This window comes from Rhizobium sp. NZLR1b (assembly GCF_019685155.1).
Classification (GTDB): Bacteria; Pseudomonadota; Alphaproteobacteria; order Rhizobiales; family Rhizobiaceae; genus Rhizobium.
Genome location: NZ_JABDWC010000008.1, coordinates 1 through 20,104, shown reverse-complemented (window position 1 = coordinate 20,104; position 20,104 = coordinate 1). Strand labels below are relative to the sequence as shown.

Genomic DNA, 20,104 nt, shown 5'->3' with positions numbered 1-20,104 from the left:
AGACCACTGCCGTCATGGCCATCGACGCTCGCTGCACATTCTCACCTTTTACTGCCAAGCGACAACAATCGCGCGTTTATCTGTCAGCCGGCAGCTGCTACACCGTCCTATCGCAACACCATTTCTGTATTCATGGCCTATCGTTTCGTCCACACTGCCGATCTCCATCTCGACTCTCCCCTGCGTTCCCTGGCTCTTCGCAATGCGGAACTGGCCGATCTCGTGAGCGACGCCAGCCGGCAGGCGCTGGTGGCGATCGTCGACCTGTGCCTTGAGGAACAGGTCGATGCGCTCGTCATCGCCGGCGATCTCTATGATGGCGATCAGACGTCGATGAAGACGGCACGCTTCCTGGCAAGCCAGCTGGAACGGTTGCACCGAGCGGGGATTCACGTCTTCAAGATCCGCGGCAATCACGATGCGATGTCGAAGATCGCCAAGGAACTGGTGATGCCCGATACGCTGAAGATCTTCGGCGGCCACGCCGAGATCGTGGAGGCCACGAAGGGTAACCTGTCGGTCGCGATCCACGGCCTGAGCTTCGCCAAGCCGCAAGCGCCAGACTCGCTTCTGCCGAAGTTCAAGCCGCCGGTGACGGGCGCGGTCAATATCGGCATCATGCATACGAGTCTCGCCGGATCCGCCGGACATGACGTCTATGCGCCCTGCAACGTGCTCGACCTTCACGCCTCGGGATTCGACTACTGGGCGCTCGGCCATCTTCACCAGCGCAGCCAGCATCCCGGCACGGCGACGGTCATCATGCCTGGTATGCCGCAGGGCCGCGACATCAACGAGTCGGGCGTCAAGACCGTATCGCTGGTGACCGTGGCGGACGACCGGACCGTGGCGGTCGAGGAGCGGCTCACCAGCGTCGCGCAGTTCGAGCGGGTCGATGTCGATCTGACGGGTGTCGATGATTGGCGTGATGCGGCTATGGCGATCGAAGCGGCACTGACAGCACAGCGCGACCGCACGGCCTCGGCGCATCTCGTCGCGCGCCTGAGGCTTTCCGGCCGCACCCAGCTTGCCTGGCAGCTTCGGCGTGACATCGACCTCATGCAAGCGGAAGCCGAGCAGCGCGGCGACCGGATCGGCCGGACCTGGATCGAGAAGCTGGAACTCGCCTTCGAAGCACCCTTGCCCCTCGCAGATGCTTCCGCCGCCGATCCCGTCGTCGAACTCGGTGCGTTGATGCGGGACGAGGTCATCGCCCGCAGCGGGTTTCGCGACGATATCAGGGAGGTGGTTCGCGACCTGCTCGCCGACCTGCCGCCCGAGAGCCGAGCATTCGCCGGGCTTGACGAGGCGGGCTTCGAACGCTTCATCGACAGCCTTCTCACCGACGGCGCCGAGGACATTGCCGCCCGGATGAAGGCCGCGGACCGGGCGGAAAGCTGATGCGCCTCCGACGGCTGGACCTCACCCGCTATGGCAAGTTCACCGACCACTCGATCGATTTCGGCGCGGTCCGTCCGGGTTCGCCCGACTTGCACATCGTCTATGGCCTGAACGAAGCGGGCAAGTCGACCACCTTCGCCGCCTATCTCGATCTGCTCTTCGGCATAGGTGAGCGCAGCACCTACAATTTCCTGCATCCATACAACACGATGAAGGTCGGCGCCCGACTGGAATTCGATGGCGAGGAATACGAGCTGGCGCGGCTCAAGCTCCGGACCGGCAGCCTCGTCGACGATCGGGGGCAAGCTGTGAACGAGGCGCTCCTGGCCGGCGCACTCGGCGGCATCGGCCGCGAGGCCTATCGCACGATGTTCTCACTCGACGACCAGTCGCTGAAAGAGGGCGGCAACGCCATCATCCAGAGCAAGGGCGAGCTTGGCGAGTTGTTATTCTCGGCAAGTTCCGGCCTCGCAGGCTTAAGCCGTTCGCTGGTTTCCGCCGCCGACGAAGCCAATGTGATCTATAGGAAGCGGTCGTCGAGCACGAAGCTTGCCGAACTCAAGCGCGCGCTCGAAGCGTTGAAGGCCGAGCGCAATGCCATCGACACATTGGCCTCCGCCTACTCGGCGCTGAAATCGACCCATGAGCAGGCCGATGCCGCCTATATCGCGACCACGCGAGAACTGGCCGAGGCCAAGGCCCGGCATCAGGAACTGACGCGCCTTCTCGGCGCCCTGCCCGCGGCGCTGGAGCTCCGGCGGCTGGACACAGATGCGGCCGACATGGGCGATCTGCCGCGGCCGCCGTCCGAATGGTTCGCGCTCCTGCCGCAGCTTTCCCGCGATGAGACGCGGCTGCAGGCGCTTGTCGAAATCGCCGACCGCACGCTGCGCCAGCTTACAGACGAGATCGAGGCGATCGCCATCGATCACAAGGCGCTGACGCTAACTGCGCATATGGACCTGCTGGACCAGGGGCGGGTTCGCCATCTCGCGGCCGACAGCGACCTGCCGAAGCGCCGGCGGGCGCTGGCCGAACAGGACGGTGTGCTGGTCCGGCTTCTGGCCGATCTCGAACAGCCGGGCCATGCGACGCCCGAAGCACTGCTGCTGCCCGCCTCGCTGATCGGCACCGTCCGCGATCTCATCGAACGACGCTCCGGCGTCGAGGCGAAACTGGCTGCCGCGGGTCGCGAACGGGTGCGAGCGCGCGAGAATCTCGAAAGGCTGGGCGAGGAAGGCGGCTGGAAAATTGCAGCTGCGGTCCCAGATCCCGCGCGTCTTGGCCGCATCGAGGCCGCCCTGAGCCGGCTCACGGGGTCTGATCTGGCAGTGCGGCTCACCTTGGAAGAACGTACACTTGTCCAGGTGAAGCGAATACAGGAGAACCAGTTTGCACAGCTCGCACCCTGGACCGGCGATGCCGCGGCGCTGCAACGGACGCCCGCGGCGGAGCCTCGCCAGATCGAGGCCTGGCGTGGCCAGGCGACCTCGATCGACAAGCGGATCGCCGATCACCAGGCCCGGTTGCGCGATCTCGGCACCGAACAGGCGCTGACCAAAGCCCGGATCGCGGCCTTCGTCGCCGGCGGTTCGATCGACGATAGCGAGGCCACGAGGCGACGCGATGAACGCGATGCCGCCTGGCAGGCGCATCTTGCCAGCCTGAATGCCGCCACGGCCCGGACATTCGAGGATCGGATGCGCCAGGACGACATGTTGTCCGCCGGCCGGCTGTCGCGGGCGCAGGAACTGGCCGAGCTTCGCCAACTCCGCCAGACGGAAGCGGCAACGGCAGCAGCGATCGAACGGCAAAGGGAACTGCTCGCCGAGGCGCATGCCGAACATGATGCGCTTGCCGAGCGCATCCGTGGTCTGCTGCCCGGCGCGATCGAATACGACGCTGAAGCCACGGCGCGCATTGCAGCACTCGCGGCATGGAGCACCAAGCGGTCCGCGGCGCTGGCCGCCTGGGACGATCTGCAGCGAGCCGAAGACGCATTGGCCGCGCTTCGCCTCGAACTGAACAGGCATGCCGCGACACTTGCGGCCGACCTTGCGGATGCCGGTCGTGGTGACGCCGACCATCTGCCGGTCGCCGACCTGATGCAGGCTGCGAATGAAATGCTCGCTGCCGGCAAAGCCGAGCTGGCGGCGCGGCAGGCGCATGAGAAGGCAATCGGTGACCTCAGCCGCGATGTCAGGGAACGCGAGCGCGACCAGCAGGAGGCGGAAGCCACCATAGCGGCCTGGGACCGGGAATGGGCGGAGGCGCTGTCGCGAACCTGGTTTGCCGACAAGGCCGGCTCGATGGCCGCCGTCCGCGCCATACTGGACGTGCTGGGCACGCTGCCAGCCATCCTGAAGGAGCGGCATGACCTCGCAAGCCGCGTTGCCGCGATGGAGCGTGACCAGGAGCAATTCCGCGGAGATATTTCTGGTCTTCTCGCAGAATGCGGCCTCAGCCAGTCGGCGGCGGATACGCTCGCCTCTGCCAATACGCTCGTCGAACGCCATGAGGCAGCGCGGCGCGCGGCGCAGCTTCGGGCAGACCGGCAAGCGGATCTCGAACAACAAGGGGAGAAACGACGGGCGCTGGAGGAGGAACTGGCCGTTCACAATGCCCGCAAGAACGAACTGACCAGCTATTTCGGGACGGACTCGCTTGCCTCAGTCGAAACATTTTTGAACCAGGCTCGGGAGCGGGACCGGCTGGAGGAGCGGGCCGCCACCTTGCGCGGCCAGATCACCGAGGCATTGCGGGCTGCGAGTTTCGCCGAGGCCGAACGGCGCCTTGCCGATATCGACGCCGGCGCCGTCGAGCGCGATGCAATGGAGCTTGGCGCCCGGATCGAGGATCTTACCGAGCGGGCGAAGCTTCTCTACTCCGACATGTCGCTGGCACGGCAGAAGCTTGAGGCCGTCGGCGGAGACGATGCGGTGGCGCGGATCGAGGCCAAGCGGCGAACCATCTTCCTTGAGATCGAGGAACTGGCCGTGCGGCATCTGACGCTGCGTGCCGGCGCGCTCGCGGCCGAGCAGGCGCTGCATATCTATCGCGAGAAACATCGCAGCTCGATGATGAAACGCGCATCGGAAGCCTTCCGCCTGATCACCGGCGGCAACTATTCCGGCCTGACCACCCAGCCCGACCGCGACAAGGAAATACTGATCGGCGTGTCACGCGATGCCGGCTCGAAGCTTGCGGACGCGATGTCGACGGGCACGCAGTTCCAGCTCTATCTCGCGCTTCGGCTTGCAGGCTATGAGGAATTCGCAGCGCTTCGCCCGCCCGTGCCCTTCGTTGCCGACGACATTATGGAGAGCTTCGACAATCCTCGTTCCGAAGAAGTCTTCCGCCTGCTCGGCGAAATGGCAAAGGTCGGACAGGTCATCTACCTCACGCATCACTGGCATCTCTGCGAGATCGCACGGAACGTCGTTTCGAACGTGACGATACATCAACTGCCGTAACGGGCATAAGAAATGCCTTCGAGGAAGCCGGAAAAGGCTCCACAGTCCCGCCGCCAAACATTTAGCGCATTGCGGTTCTCGGCGTGCTGCAACCGGCTCTTGTCTTGATCGAGGATAGTTCATATTGACTAAGGCATGTCGCGCAAAAGTGTGCAGCGGTTTTGTGCTAACGACATGCGTAAAAACAAAGACCTAAAGCGCGAGGAGCGATCTGAAAGATCGCCAAGCGCTTTAGGGCGCCGGCCACTTAAAAAAACGAGTTATCCATGGCTTTCGTCTTTCGCCTGCGTTTGCTTGTTGCCCTCAGTGGCTGTCTTTTCTCAGCGGTCTCCCATGCGCAATCCTTTGATTGCGGCAAGGCGCAGTCGGCCATTGAAAAGGCGATTTGTGCCTCCCCTGCCTTGATTGCTGAGGACACCGCCTTGGCGGCCTCCTATCGGCAGGCATTGACCGATCTCAACGGCGACCCGACGAGGCTGGACGATCTACGCCAAAAGCAACGCCTCTGGTTGGCTGACCGCAATAAATCCTGTGTAGACACCGATCCGGTCCGGCTGTCGGCATGCCTGACAACACGCTATCAGACGCGTCTTGCGACGCTTGTGGCAGCGAGCGCTTCTCCGAGCCAGAAGCCGCCTGCATCTGTCGTCGAGCCTGCGCCATCAACCGCGTCGGAGACACAGGCGGCGGCGACACAAGATGCACCAGCACCGTCGGCTGCAGCTGTGTCGCAACCCGCGCCCGTAAAAGCCCCGCCCCAGCTCGTGTCGCAGCCGCATTTGGCATTGGATCAACTGCCTGCCGATCGAGAGGGCAGCACCTTGCTGATGGTCGAAACGCCCGGCCATATTACCATCCGCACGCAGAGCGCCGCGGGTGCGGCATTGCAGCTCGTCGATATGATCGCAGGCCCGGGGGACCGTATGGGCGCAGCTGGCGTCAGCGACGGCCGGATCGATGCGCTGCTCGACAAAGGCACCTACAAGATCCGTGTGTTCGGAGCCAAAGGAGCTGCCGGCGACGTCAGGCTTACCGCACAAGCCTATCAGGAGCTTGAACAGCCCGACGCCGCTTTGACCTCGCTGACCCCCATCCATGCCGATCTAAGCGATCTGCAACAAAGATCCTATTGGATCGACATTCCCGATTCCGGACGCGTCGATATCGAGGCGGTTGGACGCTCGCTTCAGGATCTGCGCTTGTGGCGAAACGGCACCGATATTGCCGCTCTCTCGCCGAAAATGTCGATCTTCGAACTGAAGCCGGGCCTCCCCATGACCCGGGCCGCGCTGACGGGAGCGGTCGAGCCCGGCCGCTACCTCGTGACGGCCTATGGCGGCCAGAAGCTTGTCTGGACCAACTCGGACGCCGCAGAGCCATTCCACATTCGCGCCGGCACGCAGATCTCGCTGGCCGGAGGGATTGCCGAAAATGTCATCGGGCCTTTCGGCTCGATACGTTTTGAGGCGCCGGCAGATCTCGATACTTTCCGTCTGGAGCTGCCGCAATCGGCGGCGGCGGTGCTCCGGGCCGGTCGGATTTCCGGCACGGCGACAGCTTTTCAGAGTGCCGCGATCGACAAGGCTAGCCGTGAACCGACAGCCACGCTTTCGCTTTCGTCAGACAGCCAGCCGAGCATTGTCGAAGTCTCGGGTTATGAAGGCCAGCATTTCCAGCTCCGGGGGCTTCGGTTCAGCACCGAGACCCAATTTAAAGGCTCAGTACCCAATCTCATCAGTCTCGACGTTGCCGGCGAAGGCGGCGATGAAATTCCGGCCACGGCCTTGCTGGTGCGCCAGGATAGCAGTGGCAAAGCCACCATCGTCGCGTCCGACTTGCCTCATTTGGGCCCGGGCCAGGCTTGGCGGCGGCGCTTCAATTTGCGCGGGCCGACATCGCTGCTGTTCGAGATGACGCAAGCAGGCCAGATCGCGATCCGCACATCAGGCGTTGCGCTGCTTGCCGACATCAGCCCGGTTCTGGTCGGCAATGCCCCGCGCGCCGATGGCCGCAATGCCGATCGTTTCGATCTTGACGCCGGCTATTATCTGCTGCGACTGCTGCCTGACAACAATGCCGTCGGCATCCTCGACCTTTCCTTCGGCACGCCGGGCCTCGTCCCACCGGTCCAACCCGCCGCTCCGGCACGCACCACTATTTCCTTTGGCATCCGCGAAGCCGAAAAGGCCACACGCTACCAGATCATCACCAATGCCGCGCCCGGTTTGCTGACGGGACCTCGTGCGGTGGCACTGCCCGCCGATCTGCAGGGGCGACCACTGGCGCTTTGGCAGCCCACCGATGCTTCGGCGTTGCGGGAGTCCTTGCCGGATCAGCCGATGTCCAATATTCCGGCGCCCGTGCCGCGGGCCAAAGGCGCCGCGAATGACGATGCGAACGCCCTGTCGCGGCCGGCGTCGGCAGCGGATCTGCAGATCGATATCCACGTGCCGCTCGGCGGAACGATCGCCGCCGTCGACATGCACAATACATCCGTCGCTTTTGCGACCAGCAACCAGCGCGTCGACGCAAAAGGCCGGACGTTGACCCTGCGCTTCCCCGCCCCTGCCGCTGCCCGGTCCATCGTCGTCAGCTGGCAGCCGGATGCTGCTGCGGCGCAGAAAATCGCACCGCAGACCCCCGCATCCCCGTTGATTGCCGGCCGAAGCCAGTTTCTCGATCTCGCCGAAAACGCACAGAAATCCTACCGGCTCGAGGTTGCCGAGGGCGGGCTTTACCGCATCGAAACCCTTGGGCGTTTGCAGACATCACTGAGCCTTGGCACATCATTCCTGCCGGGACTGGGGGAAGCTTCGGACAATGGCGGTGGCCACAATGCGCTGCTGCAAACCTATCTGCGCGCGGGGACCTATCAGATCGACGTCTCCGCCCAGAATTCCTCCGGCCATCTTGGCGTTTCCGTTACGCCGGCCTCGCTGTTGACCGCGGCAAGCCTGGTCGCCGATGGCACCAGCCGAGGGGCCCTCTCAGGCGGACGCGGCGCCATCGTGCCGATCGAGATCGCAACTGCAGGAACGTATCAGCTCGATCTCTATTCCCTTGGCGAAGACCTTACCGCGCGTCTCGAGGATGCGGAGGGATGGCCGCTCACCGCGCCAGGCCCGCTTTCCACGCTCAGTCAGGATTTCACCCCGGGGCACTATCGCCTGGTAATCCTGCCGCGCGACGTCGACACGCGGTTTGTCGCACGGCTAAGACCGGTCATCGACCCACCGCAGTTGCAGGGCCACGGACCACACCCGCTGGCCTTCAATCAAGCCCAAGCATTTCAGTGGCGCGAGCCTCAGAGCAAAAGTGATGCACGCGTTGCCGATAGCTGGACGTTTGATCTCCTTGCCGATGCCGATGTCAGCATCGACCTGACCGAAGGCATGATCGGCGCTCTGTTTCGCGACGACAAGGACCAGATCGCCCGATTTGTCGCCGCTCCCCAATTCACGGGCACGTTGAAGGCCGGGCATTATCGCATTGATCTCATGAGCCTCGCCCATGATGACCGACTGGATTATCAGATTACCCTGAACACCCAGGATTTGCAGCCGGGCGAAGCACGCTTCGTCAACCTTCCCGCCGAGCTTTCCTTCAATGTCGACAAGGACCGTGTCGTCAGCCTCGGCACGTTCGGCCGCAGCGAAATCAAAGGCGTGCTGAAAGACGAGCATGGCACCGTCGTCGAACGCCTGACGGGGCGCAGCGATGATTGGAACATCGCGCTCTCCACCCTTCTGCCGGCTGGATCCTATACGCTGGCCCTTGATCAGGCGGCAGCGTCGGGTACGGCCAGCAGCCAATCGGGTGATAGTTCCGACGATCAAGACACAGACTCCGGGGACGGTGAGCAGGAGCCAGGCGACGATCAGGCCGATGTTGGGGATCTCGAGGTTCAGTTTGCCCTGCCGCAGGAGCAGCCGCAGCCAGCACTCACCGAGAGCGGCACCACCGAGGTCAACGGCGCCTCCGTCTTTACGTTTCCCTTGCCGGCCAACACGAAGGATCAACTTGCGCTGGTCGTAGCCCAGTCCACCAGTGACCTGGTTCTCTCGGTCGAAAAACGAGACGCCGACGGCAGTTGGAAGCCGCAAGCCTTTGCCCGTGGCCGCACGCCGCTGATCGCCTGGCCGGCGTCTGAGGGAGATATCCAATGGCGCGCATCGGTTTGGACCCTTGATGGTGGAACAGCACCGATCAAAATCGCCGCGCGCAGCATTACCCGCGATATGCGCGAGCCCGGCGACATTGCCTTGGAGCCCGTGGCCATCGATGGCCTTGATCTCTCCCTGAACGTTGCTCTCGCACATGCCCCGTCGGCCGGTCTCGTCGACCTCGGCGCTGCTGCGGATCTGCTTGTCGGCGCAACTGCGGACCGTCCGCTCACGGCGGCCATGCCGGGACTTTTTGCTCCGCAATCGGATCGTTTATGGCTGGTCTCCCGCACTACGAGCCATGCGCAGGTAAACCCAGCACAGCCCAAAGCAGAAATCGCGCTGACGCTTGCGCCAGGAGATCAGGCAATTATCCCAGCCGCACCGCCTTTGCCGGGCAAAGTAAGAATGTGGCGCGCGGATTCGGCTTTTGGACAGCCGGGCCTGACGGCCGGACGCGGCATGGGCATCAGCCTCAACAGTGCGGTCGCCCTCTCCGATAATCAGGATCTGCATATCTGGAACGCCGCAAGCGATGACAGCCTGCAGATGCGGCTTAAGCCAATCGATGCCGCCGAACTCGAGGCGGTGCAGCTGAATGGCACCTTGACGGCGACCATTCCAGCCTTCAGCGCGCGGCCGGTGAAGCTGGCACCAGGGGTGAAACGGCTCACCCTCGACCTGGCGCCGGGGATCGCCGTCGTCTCCACTCCTTCAGCCTCGCAATTGTTGAACGTCTGGTCCGGCGCGGCTCCCCTGTCGCGCAGCATCGCGACGTCGGCCGAAGAGATCTGGCTCGTCAACCTGACGGGTGATGCCGGCTCGGCGCGCGTCAGCCTGTCGCCGGGACAAGCCGTTACGCTCAGCAGTGATCAGATCAAGCGCCGGTTCTTCGGCACGGTCGGATCGGAAGAAATCGCGGTTGATGCCATGAAAGGAGATGTCCTGAACGTCTCCGGCGGCGCGGCGACCTTTATCGGGGCCGACGGCCGGGTCTTGCGTGGTGACAGGATTTCCGTGTCCGGACCCGGGCAACTGATTGTCGATCACGGTGCCGGTCTCTTAGCACTGTGGCTGGAACGGGGCGGCAAGTCGCCTTGGCCGACACCCGAACCAAAATCGATGACCCTGCCGCAGAGCGTGACGCTCGAGGGCGAGGCCATGGCCTTCCGCCTCGATCCGGCCCAACCGATGGTGCTTGACGTCAGCACCGACGCCCCGGTCATTGTCGGCCTGGAGCAAGAGGGTCACCGCGACCTGCAGCTGTTTCCGACGGGAGCGGAATTCCACCGCTATCTTGCGGCGGGCGAGGCAGTCCTGACGCTCTATTCCACGCATGAGGGCCCCTTGTCGGGCAGCCTGGATATGACGGCAACAGCGGTCGTCCCGGTGAATGACGGCATTGGAGCCCCGGTCGTGCTTGCACCCGGCGCGACAGCCTTGTTCGGCTTCGAGGTTAGGAATAGCGGCAATATCGGTGTCGGCCTGCGTTCCGATCCGGACCTTGCCATCGGCCGGCTGCTGGATGCCAAAGGCCAAGTGCTTGGCGACGGCGTCAATCAGCTGAAGCAGCTTGCCGCAGGCTCTTATCTCCTGGAAGCGCGCGCACCGGCGGACGCACCGACGCTCATTGTCAGGCCATCGGTAGTTGGATTGTCACCACCGCCCGCAGGTCCGCCGCCTGAAATTCTCAGTGATTATCTGCAGCGCGCCGGTTTGAAGCCCACGGGATCGAAGTGAAACCAATGAAAAAGATCGTATTTCTCATTGCCCTCGCTCTTGCCTCTTCAACGCTGCTTTCAAGCGGTCACGCGCAGCAAGGTGCCTCGCCGACGCTGGATGTTCTGCAACGCGCCGATGGCGTTAAAATCGTGCCGGAGAGGTTCCTGCGTGCCTATGATCCGGTCACGATCTTCTTCCCTACGGATACCGGCCCTGCAGCCGGCGGCCCGGAAGACTCGCCCGAGCGTTTTGTGACCATGGAACCGGCGGCTGCCGGCGCCTGGCAGTGGCTCGGCCCGCGCGCCCTGCAATTCCGGCCGGCCGACAAGTGGCAGCCGCTGTCGCGCGTCAAGGTAACGATGCTGGCGCATGACAAGGCCGCTGGTGGCGAGACGGAACTGATACCGCTGCTGCCAGTACCGGTATCCACGGCTCCGGCTGCAACCGATGATCCCATCAGCGAGCTTGACCAGATCACATTGACCTTTGCCGAACCCGTCGATGTCGCGGCGCTGAGCCGACTTCTGTCGATCGAACTGCGTCCTGCGCCGGGCATTGGCGACGAAGGCGGTTTGATGCTGGGGGCGCAGGATTTCGATGTCCAGCCGCTTGAACGCAACAGCCGCAGCGACCAGCAATCCTATGTGGTGAAGCTGCATGCCAACGTGCCCGATGGCCGCGTCGCCCTTCTGCGGTTGAAGCTTGCCGACACGCCCGACTTCAGCGATCAGACCTTCGAGTTGCGCGTGCGCACCGCCGTGCCCTTCACCATGATCAGTTCGGATTGCGGACGGGGCTTCGACGCCGCCACAAGCGATGACATCATGCGCTGCACATCCAATGCCACTGTCAGCGATGACAGCGCCGCAGTCGATGATGACGGCAACCCGCTCGACGCCGAGGCAGCGCCGGCCGATCGATCGGGTCGTGGCCTGATCTTCCGCTTTTCGAGCAATCCGCTGGCCGGGAAACAGTTTTCGGTCCGGGACGCCTTGCGCATTTCTCCACCGGTCGACGATTTGACGGCGGAAGCCAGCGACGGCCGTCTTTATATCAATGGCCGCTTTCTCACCGACAAGGTCTATACGCTTGATGTGACCGCCGGCGCCTTGGCGGATGACCGCGGCAGACCGCTGGCGACCGGCTTCGGCCAGAAATTCGCCTTCGCGCCGGAACAGTCCTCGCTCGTCTGGGATGCGTCGCAGGGCGTGGTCGAGCGCTTTGGCCCGCAACTCGTGCCGCTGCGCGGACGCGGCTACGACAGGGCCGATGTGCGCATCCATGCGATCGATCCGCTGTCACGCGATTTTTGGCCTTTCCCGCAATCCGGCCTCGATACGGACGACGACGAAGCACCGCCCTTGCCCGGCAAGGAGCCGCAGAAATGGGCCGACAGCGATGAGATTTCAGCCGATGCGATCCAGGCGCGCGTCAAGGCCCTGGGTTCGCCGGCGATATCCGAGTTCGTGGACCTGCCGATTCACAAGGGCGGCGTCGACACCAAATTCGGCCTGGATCTGAAATCCTTTTTTGCCCGGATTGCTGGGCCTGACCAGCCCGGCACCTATCTCGTCGGCCTGCGTGCGGTGGACAATCAAACCCGGCATTGGCTTCGTGTGCAGGTCACCGACCTGACCTTGAGCGCGGTGGAGGAACAGGACCGGGTGCGATTTGCCGTCACCTCGCTTGCCAAGGGTAATCCGATCAGCGGGGCGCAAATCCGCCTCGATGGTTTGCGCGACGGCAAATTCGTCACGCTGGCGACTGGGACGACAGATGCACAGGGCTTCTTTTCCTGGGAGCTGCAGCAGCGCGCCGACGCGAAGATCCGGCGCGTCATCGTGACGAAGGGGCTGGATACCCTGGTCGTCGACCCCGATCACGCGCCTGCCCAATATGCTGCGGACAACTGGACCAAGCCGTCGGCCGCCTGGCTGGATTGGACGACCAATCCGACGGACAGCCGCACCGAGCAGAGCCGCACCCTTTGCCACGTCTTCACCGAGCGACCGATCTACCGTCCGGAGGAGCCCGTGCATATCAAGGGCTATGTCCGCAGCTATCTCGGGGGCCACTTGACGCTGCCGACGCAAGGCGGCCAGATCGTGATTACCGGCCCTGACAAACAGGAGTGGCGCGTACCGGTGCGGCTGGACGCATTCGGCGGCTTTTACCACAAATTCGACGCCGAGACGCCGGCAACCGGGGATTACGAAGTTCATTTCGAGCCGGGCGACACGGCGGGGGCTACCGACCAGGATCAACCGGCGCAGACATCCGGTGAGGACGGGAATGCCGACGGCCAGGCGAGTGATAACGCGACCGATGATGCGCAGGCAGACGATAACCAGGCCGATACTGCTGAGAGTGCCGATAGCGACAGCAGCGCCGCGAGCCCGGCCGACAACACGGTCCAATGCGGCAGCATCTCCTTCAAGAAAGAGGCCTATCGCCTGCCGACTTTCGAAGTCGTGCTCAACAATCCGCAAACCGTACCGCTCGATTCCTCCTTCAACGTCGATCTGATCGCCCGCTATTTCGCCGGTGGACTGCTGGCGGATCGGCCGATCCGCTGGCGAGCCGTTCAGTATCCCTACAATTGGACACCACCTGGCCACGAGGGCTTCTTTTTTTCGACGGATTCCCGTTACTCCGGCGGCGATGAATTCAAATCCTCGCCGGCGCTCGAACGAGACGGCAGCACAGACGCCGGCGGCGCCTCGCGCATCAGCTTCGACACGACGATCGAGCCGACGGCGCAACCCCGCCGCTATATGATCGAGGCGACCGTTACCGGCGACGATGATCTGCAGGTGCGCAGCATCACTAACGTTTTTGCCGTCCCGCCCTTCGTGCTTGGCCTGAAGGTGCCGCGTTATGTGCCAAATCCCGGCGCCATCGAGCCTGAGATCCTGGCGGTCGACGGCAATGGCGAACCCGTCGCCGGGCTGGAGATGACGGCACGCCTGATCCATCGCAACTGGACGTCGACCCTGCAGGCGAGCGACTTCAGCCAGGGTTCGGCAAAATACGTCACGCAGGTCATGGACGACACCGTGCTGGAGCGCAAGATTACCAGCACTCGGGATATCCAGACCCTGGCGCTCGAGGCAAAGGACGCAGGCGTCTATGTTATTCAACTCGAGGCAAGCGACCGGATCGGCCGCCAGCAGCAGGTGAGCGTCGACTTCTTCGTCGGCGGCACCACGCCGGTTACCTGGGCACAGGCGCCCGCGCGCACCGCGGTCGTGACCACGGACAAGGACAGTTACATTCCCGGCGAAACCGCCAACCTGCTGATCCAGTCGCCCTTCCAGACAGCCCGCGCGCTCGCCGTCGTCGAAGAGCCAGAGGGAAAATTCCGCTATGATTGGGTCGATATCGCCGATGGATACGGCCATTATGCCGTGCCCGTCCGCAAGGAATATACACCGCAAATTCCCGTGCACTTCCTCATCCTGCGCGGCCGGCTGGAGACCAGCATCCCCTCGCCGAACGCACCCTTCGACCAGGGCAAGCCTGTAACGATCGCCGCGACGAAGGCGGTGACGGTGAAGCCGGTGAAGAACACCGTAAATCTCACCTTGGATTATCCGAAGAAGGCCCGCCCTGGTGACGAAGTGGAGGTCACGCTGCATCTGGCCGACGATAGCGGTCAGCCGATCGCGGGCGATGCCACTTTCTGGATGATCGACCAGGCCGTGCTGTCGCTCGCACCGGAACAGCCGCTGGATCCGCTGCCGAATTTTATCGTCAAGCGCCAATCCACCATGGCACTGCGCGACACCCGCAACATGGCCTTCGGCGTCATTCCGCTGGATGAGGTGCCGGGCGGTGACGAGCGGGAGGAATGGGGCACGGACAACAATATTTCCGTTCGCAAGAATTTTACGCCGGTCCCGATCTATCTTCCCGACGTGAAGATCGGCCCGGATGGCATCGCCAAGATCAAGGTGAAGCTGCCGGACTCGCTGACCGTATTCAAGCTGCGCGCCAAGGCCGTCAGCGGTCCCGACCGCTTCGGCTATGGCACCGGCGAAATGCTGATCCGGCAGGAAATAGTCGCCCAACCCGCCCTGCCCCGCTTCCTGCGGTATGGCGACCAATTCGAGGCAGGCATCATTGCCCGCATCGTCGAGGGTGGTGGCGGCGCCGGCGCTGCTTCCATTGCTTCCGACGGACTGACGCTGGAGGGCAGCAAGGACCTCTCCTTCGCCTGGGAGCAGAACAAGCCCGCTCACATCGGCGTTCTCGCTGAGGTGCCCGAGCCAAGGCCTGGCAAGGAGGACGTGCAGCTGCGTTTCGGGGTCGAGCGCGTCGCCGACCATGCCAGCGACGCCGTGGAAATCACGCTGCCTTTGAAGTCCGACCGTATCCCGACCAAGCACTACGAAATCGTCGAAATCCCGGCGGGCGGCTCGAAAACATTGCCGGCACCCCAGCAAGACGTGCGCCCCGGATCGTTTCAGCGTGCGATGACGCTAACCGCCGATCCGGCACTGGTGAAGCTGGTTGCCGGCCTCAACACTTTGGTGGAATCTCCCTATGGCTCCACCGAACAACGCATATCGCTCGCCTCCTCCGGCATCGCCTTCAAAAGTTTCGCCCCGATCCTGGCGGCAGCAAACCTTGACAAACGCATCGATGGCGATGTGCACAACACCGTGCTGGCAATCGGCCAGGCGGTCGACGCCGATGGCCTTGTCGGCTTCTGGCCGCACAGCAAGGGCAATGTCTCGCTGACGGCCTGGGCCTATTCTTTCCTGGTTGCGGCCGACAAGGTGGGCGTGCCCACCGACAAGGCTTTGTCGGATCGCCTTGCGAGCGTGCTGAAACTGTCGCTACGCTCGGATTATCCGCATCTGCTCAGCGGCGACGAGATTCGCGAGCGGGTCGAGGCTCTGACGGCTCTGGCCGAAGGCGGCAAGCTCGACCCGGCCTATACTGCCGAACTTGCCCGCTCGGCCGCGTTGATGCCGAATGTCAGCGTTGCCAGAATGACCGCGGCGGCAGCGGGTGCGCCCGATGCCGACCCACGCCTTGTCGGCGGTTTGGCCGACACGATGTGGTCGCGCGTTCGCATCCTCTCCCGCAATGGCCAGCTGGTTTATGACGGCCAAGCCGAGGATGGGGGCAGTCCGATCATCCTGCCTTCCGAAACCCGCAGTCTCGCCGAAATGGTGCGCGCCGCGGCTTTGACCTCGGAAACGGATCCGCGCTATCCGGCTTTGAAAAATGCCTTGCTGCAACTCGGCGGAGGCGACGGCTGGGGTTCGACCAATGCCACTTCGGCTGCGATCCGCGCGCTTGCCGCCGCCTGGCAAAGGCCGACGACGCCATTGCCGCTGACGCTGGCGCAGAACGGAAAGTTTCAAAACCTGACGCTTGACGCAAATGCTCCCGTGCTGCGACAAGTCAGCCTGGATCCGGGCGCCGTCACCATCCAGAATACCGGAACGACGACCGCTCTGGCGCTGGTGGAAACCACCTATCTATCTGCCGAAGCCGGCTACACCGCGCAGGCCGAAAGCCGGGGATTTGCCCTTACCCGCACGCTTTTCCGTGTCCCCGCGGGCAACGCGCCGCTGGAGAAGCTGGTTCCCGATGCTAAAGGTGCGATCCAGCTCAAGGTCGGCGATGTGCTCGAGGAAAGGATCGAACTGGTCGTCTCCGAAGATCGCACCCATGTCGCCCTTACCCTGCCGCTTGCAGCCGGGCTTGATCCGCTCAACCCCAACATCGCCACCGCGCCGGCTGAGGCGACACCGGCAGTCGCGCCGACCCTGCCGACCGATTGGATCTCCTATGGCGACGATCAGGTATTTTGTGCTTCCGACAGGCTGCCGAAGGGCAACTACACCTTTGCCTACCGGACGCGCGCCTTGATCCCCGGTTCCTACACGCAGCCCCAGGCCCTTGCCGAAACCATGTACCAAAAGGGCTTACGGGGAATGAGTGCTGCCATGCAAATCGTGGTGGCGAAGTGAGCCTTCACAATCGGGACAGATATCAGACGAGGAGCCAGCCAGCCGGGCAATGACACTCTTGAGAAGCCGCCGATCAACGCTTGTCCGTTTCTCCTCGCTGGTTCTCGCAGCCGGCGTCCTGGTCTATGGCTATCTCATCAATCAGCGCGCGCAGTTGATCGCGCCTGCGCCGACCTCGATACTTTATGATCGCGGCGGCGCGTTCCTCGCTCAGATCGGCCATGCCGACGGCGCAAGTGGGCGTATCGACTATGGCTATTGGCCGCTGGAGCAATTGCCCGACCGCGTCGTCAAGGCAACGCTTGCCCTCGAAGACAGGCGGTTCTACGACCATATCGGCATCGATCCCTACGCTGTCGGCCGCGCAGCCTGGCAAAATCTCGATGCCGTCGGCCGCCGCTCGGGCGCCTCGACCATTGCGATGCAAGTGGCGCGGATGCAGCAGCCGGAATCGCGCACGCTCATCCACAAGGCGCTTGAGGCCGGCACCGGCGTCCTCCTGACCCTGCGTTACGGCCGCGATGCGATGCTGGGGCAATATTTGCGGCTGGCGCCTTACGGCAATGGCAGCCACGGCATCGCCCATGCGGCGCGGCTCTATTTCGACAAGCCGGTCGCAGACTTGTCCTGGGCGGAAATCGCGCTGCTATCAGCGATCCCGCAGTCGCCGACCCGGATGAACCCGCTGCGGCCGCAGGGCTTGCGCCGGGCCATTCACCGCGGCCATCAAATGCTGGACGCGCTGGCGAAACAGAAAATCATCAGGGCTGACGAGGCAGAGAGCGCCCATCATCAGCTCGATGAGATGCGGATGCCCGACATACCCCGCCGCCCGGATGCCCTGCACCTGATATTGCGCTATCATGACCTCATCGAGAACGGCCAGATAGCCCCTGCGTCCGCCAGCACGCCGCTGATCCACACGACGATCGACCTCACCCTGCAGGCCGACATTACTGGTCTCGCACGACAATATCTCGATCACTGGCGTTCTGCGGGCGCGCAGCAAGTCGGCGCCATGGTGGTGTCGCGCCAAACAGGCGAAGTCCTCGCCCAAGTGGGTTCGACCAACTATTACGGCAGGCATGCCGGCGCATTCGACTACACCCGGACACAGCGCTCGCCGGGCTCGACCCTCAAACCTTTCGTCTATGCGCTGGCCTTCGAGCGCGGCTTACTGAAGCCAACCGACATGTTGCTCGATCTGCCGGAAGGCGCGTCGGGCATCGGCGATGCGGATCGCGAATTCCTCGGCCCTATGCTGCCGCGCCAGGCACTGGCCAATTCGCGCAATGTTCCCGCCACCAATCTACTGCGCAGCATCGGTCTCGAGACGACGTTCCGCTTTTTGCGCGATCTCGGTCTGCACGACCTGGAAACCCCAGCCGATTATTTCGGCCTGTCGATGGCAATCGGCTCGCTGCCGACCCGCCTGGATAGGCTGATGCGGGCCTATGGGGCGCTCGCCAATGATGGCCAGATGCAGGATTTGCGCTGGGCGCGCGAGCAGCCACAGCCGCAATCCGTTAGGGTCATTTCGCTCGATACGGCCCGGTTGATTACCTCCTTCCTCTCCGATCCGCAGGCCCGGCTGCCGAGCTTCCATCGCTATGGCACGCTGGAATATCCATTCCCCGTCGCCATCAAGACCGGCACCTCCCAAGGCTATCGGGACGCCTGGGCGATCGCCTATTCGGAGAAGGTCATCGTCGGCGTTTGGATCGGACGGGGCGATGACGGCACGATGAGCCGGATGACCGGCGCCGGCAGTGCCGCCCGCCTCGTGCACGCGATCCTCGACAGGGTGCACGGCAATAAGCCGGGAGACATCGCCGACGCGCGTTTCCCGACGCCACCGGACCGCAAGCCGATGGAGGTCTGCGTCGTCAATGGACAGACGAATGACAACAGCTGCAGCCAGACGCTGGTCGAATGGTTAAAGCCCGACGAGATACCGAAGGTGGCTGCACGATCGCCTGGTCCGGACGCCACCCTCAAACCTGTGTCGATCAGTGCAACAGCCGAGAGGAGCAAGAATTCACTCGCCAACGCCGATGGCTCCAACCCGCAGATCCGTCTCGCCATCTCGACACCGGCTCGCAACAGTCAGATCTGGCGCAATCCGGAACAGCCGGCGGCATTCGACCGGCTGCCTCTGAAGGCCGATGTCCAACCGCATGTGCCGCAGATCGTCTGGTATGTCGACGGCCAGCCCTTCGCCGTCACCGACCCCGACAAGCCTGTCTTCTGGCCCATTCAGAGCGGAGAACACCGCTTCCAAATCCGCCTGCCCTACCGCGACGAAACCTCCGCAGTCGTCCCGGTGTATGTGCAATGAGGACGTCGCAGTGCCGCAATTGTACCGCGGTCGGTATATGGAACTGGAAATCCTTTGAACGAAGGGGGTCAGCAGCGGCCGCATAACCGCTTAGCCATCGTTCCTCATCGCGGCGCGGAGCACATCGTTGATGCGGTCCTGCCAGCCCGGGCCATCCTCCTGAAAATAAACGAGCACGTCGCTGTCGAGTTTCAGAGTGACCTGTTCCTTGACGTTCGGCAGCGCCGGCCGCTCGACGGGCGGTGCGGCGGCCACCTTTTTGGCCGGCCTGAACAAGGCTTCCGCGGCATCAAGCGCATTGACGGGGCGGCGTGGAGTTTTGGTCACGGTTCTCTCCAATGGTTCGCTCATTTCTGCGGTCACGGTCTTATCATGGGATTGATCGTCCGCCAGGACGCTTCTGGGGTCGTTAACTGCTCCCGTCATTCCACCGAGACCCATTTTGCAAAGCGGCCGCTCCTTCAGCAGTGCGTCGTACCGATCACGAATCTCATTTAACGAATAGAGGGAACGAAATCCAGACGACTTGGTTTGGCCTTGGAAAGCGGCGCCTGGTTTCCGGAGCCGCACCATGTGTAGCCGAGGAGCCTGTTGTGAATGTTCTAAGTTTCAGCAGAAAAAACATTGGTGATGGTCCTGATGCTGGTTTCGTGACCAACGGACGTTGATGACCGCCGGCTCTACAGCTTTGCCCTGCAATACGATATGGACGGCAAGAGCTGGCGACCGAGATCTGAGACGATATGCGGCCAGCTCTACGGCGAGGTGGAAGCGTAAGTATCCCCCGGCAAAGCCGGGGGCTTTAATATGTGAGCCGCTCAAAGCGTCGGGATGCGGACGCTGACGCGGCCCCGGTTTCAATGCGTCACCTGGAGGTGGCCGTTCAACGCCACTGACCTGCCACTGCGAATTTCTTCCAGAATTGATTAGAGTCCGGCCTTACGAAGGACGGACGAATGAAGAAGCAGAGATTTACAGAAGAGCAGATCATCGGTGTGCTGCGTGAGCAGGAGGCTGGCG

The 20,104-nt window shown here is 63.1% G+C and carries 6 protein-coding genes and 1 pseudogene; 6 read left to right on the top strand and 1 reads right to left on the bottom strand.

Translation table 11 applies throughout. The features are described 5' to 3' along the window. Positions 1 to 132: 132 nt before the first annotated feature. The 6 genes and pseudogenes from HJB84_RS13645 to HJB84_RS13625 all read left to right on the top strand — a co-directional run bounded on the left by HJB84_RS13645 (position 133) and on the right by HJB84_RS13625 (position 19,084). Complete coding sequence (locus tag HJB84_RS13645; RefSeq protein WP_207585741.1) at positions 133 to 1,401, top strand: DNA repair exonuclease; 1,269 nt, start codon at positions 133 to 135, stop codon at positions 1,399 to 1,401. Further along, entirely contained in the window at positions 1,401 to 4,874 is a 3,474-nt protein-coding gene (locus HJB84_RS13640) for an AAA family ATPase (RefSeq protein ID WP_221116151.1), read from the top strand. The genes HJB84_RS13645 and HJB84_RS13640 overlap by 1 nt, the downstream gene beginning before the upstream one ends. A 266-nt stretch (positions 4,875 to 5,140) precedes the next feature. Further along, positions 5,141 to 5,464: pseudogene (locus HJB84_RS34085) on the top strand (lysozyme inhibitor LprI family protein); the annotation flags it as partial. 189 nt (positions 5,465 to 5,653) lie between these two features. After that, positions 5,654 to 10,777 carry a hypothetical protein gene (locus HJB84_RS13635; RefSeq protein ID WP_259671087.1) on the top strand — a complete coding sequence of 1,708 codons (5,124 nt, stop codon included), beginning with the start codon at positions 5,654 to 5,656 and terminating at the stop codon, positions 10,775 to 10,777. A gap of 5 nt (positions 10,778 to 10,782) precedes the next feature. After that, positions 10,783 to 16,746 (top strand): MG2 domain-containing protein, encoded by a 5,964-nt coding sequence (locus HJB84_RS13630; RefSeq protein ID WP_221116149.1) that lies wholly within the window; start codon positions 10,783 to 10,785, stop codon positions 16,744 to 16,746. Positions 16,747 to 16,795: 49 nt separating this feature from the next. Continuing rightward, on the top strand, positions 16,796 to 19,084 hold the full coding sequence (locus HJB84_RS13625) for a transglycosylase domain-containing protein (protein WP_259671086.1): 2,289 nt from the start codon (positions 16,796 to 16,798) through the stop codon (positions 19,082 to 19,084). Between the two features lie 90 nt (positions 19,085 to 19,174). Here the strand turns inward: HJB84_RS13625 and HJB84_RS13620 are convergent, their stop codons facing one another. Then, a complete protein-coding gene (locus HJB84_RS13620) occupies positions 19,175 to 19,411 on the bottom strand; it encodes a BrnA antitoxin family protein (protein WP_207585745.1) in 237 nt (78 codons plus the stop codon). Positions 19,412 to 20,104: the final 693 nt, after the last annotated feature.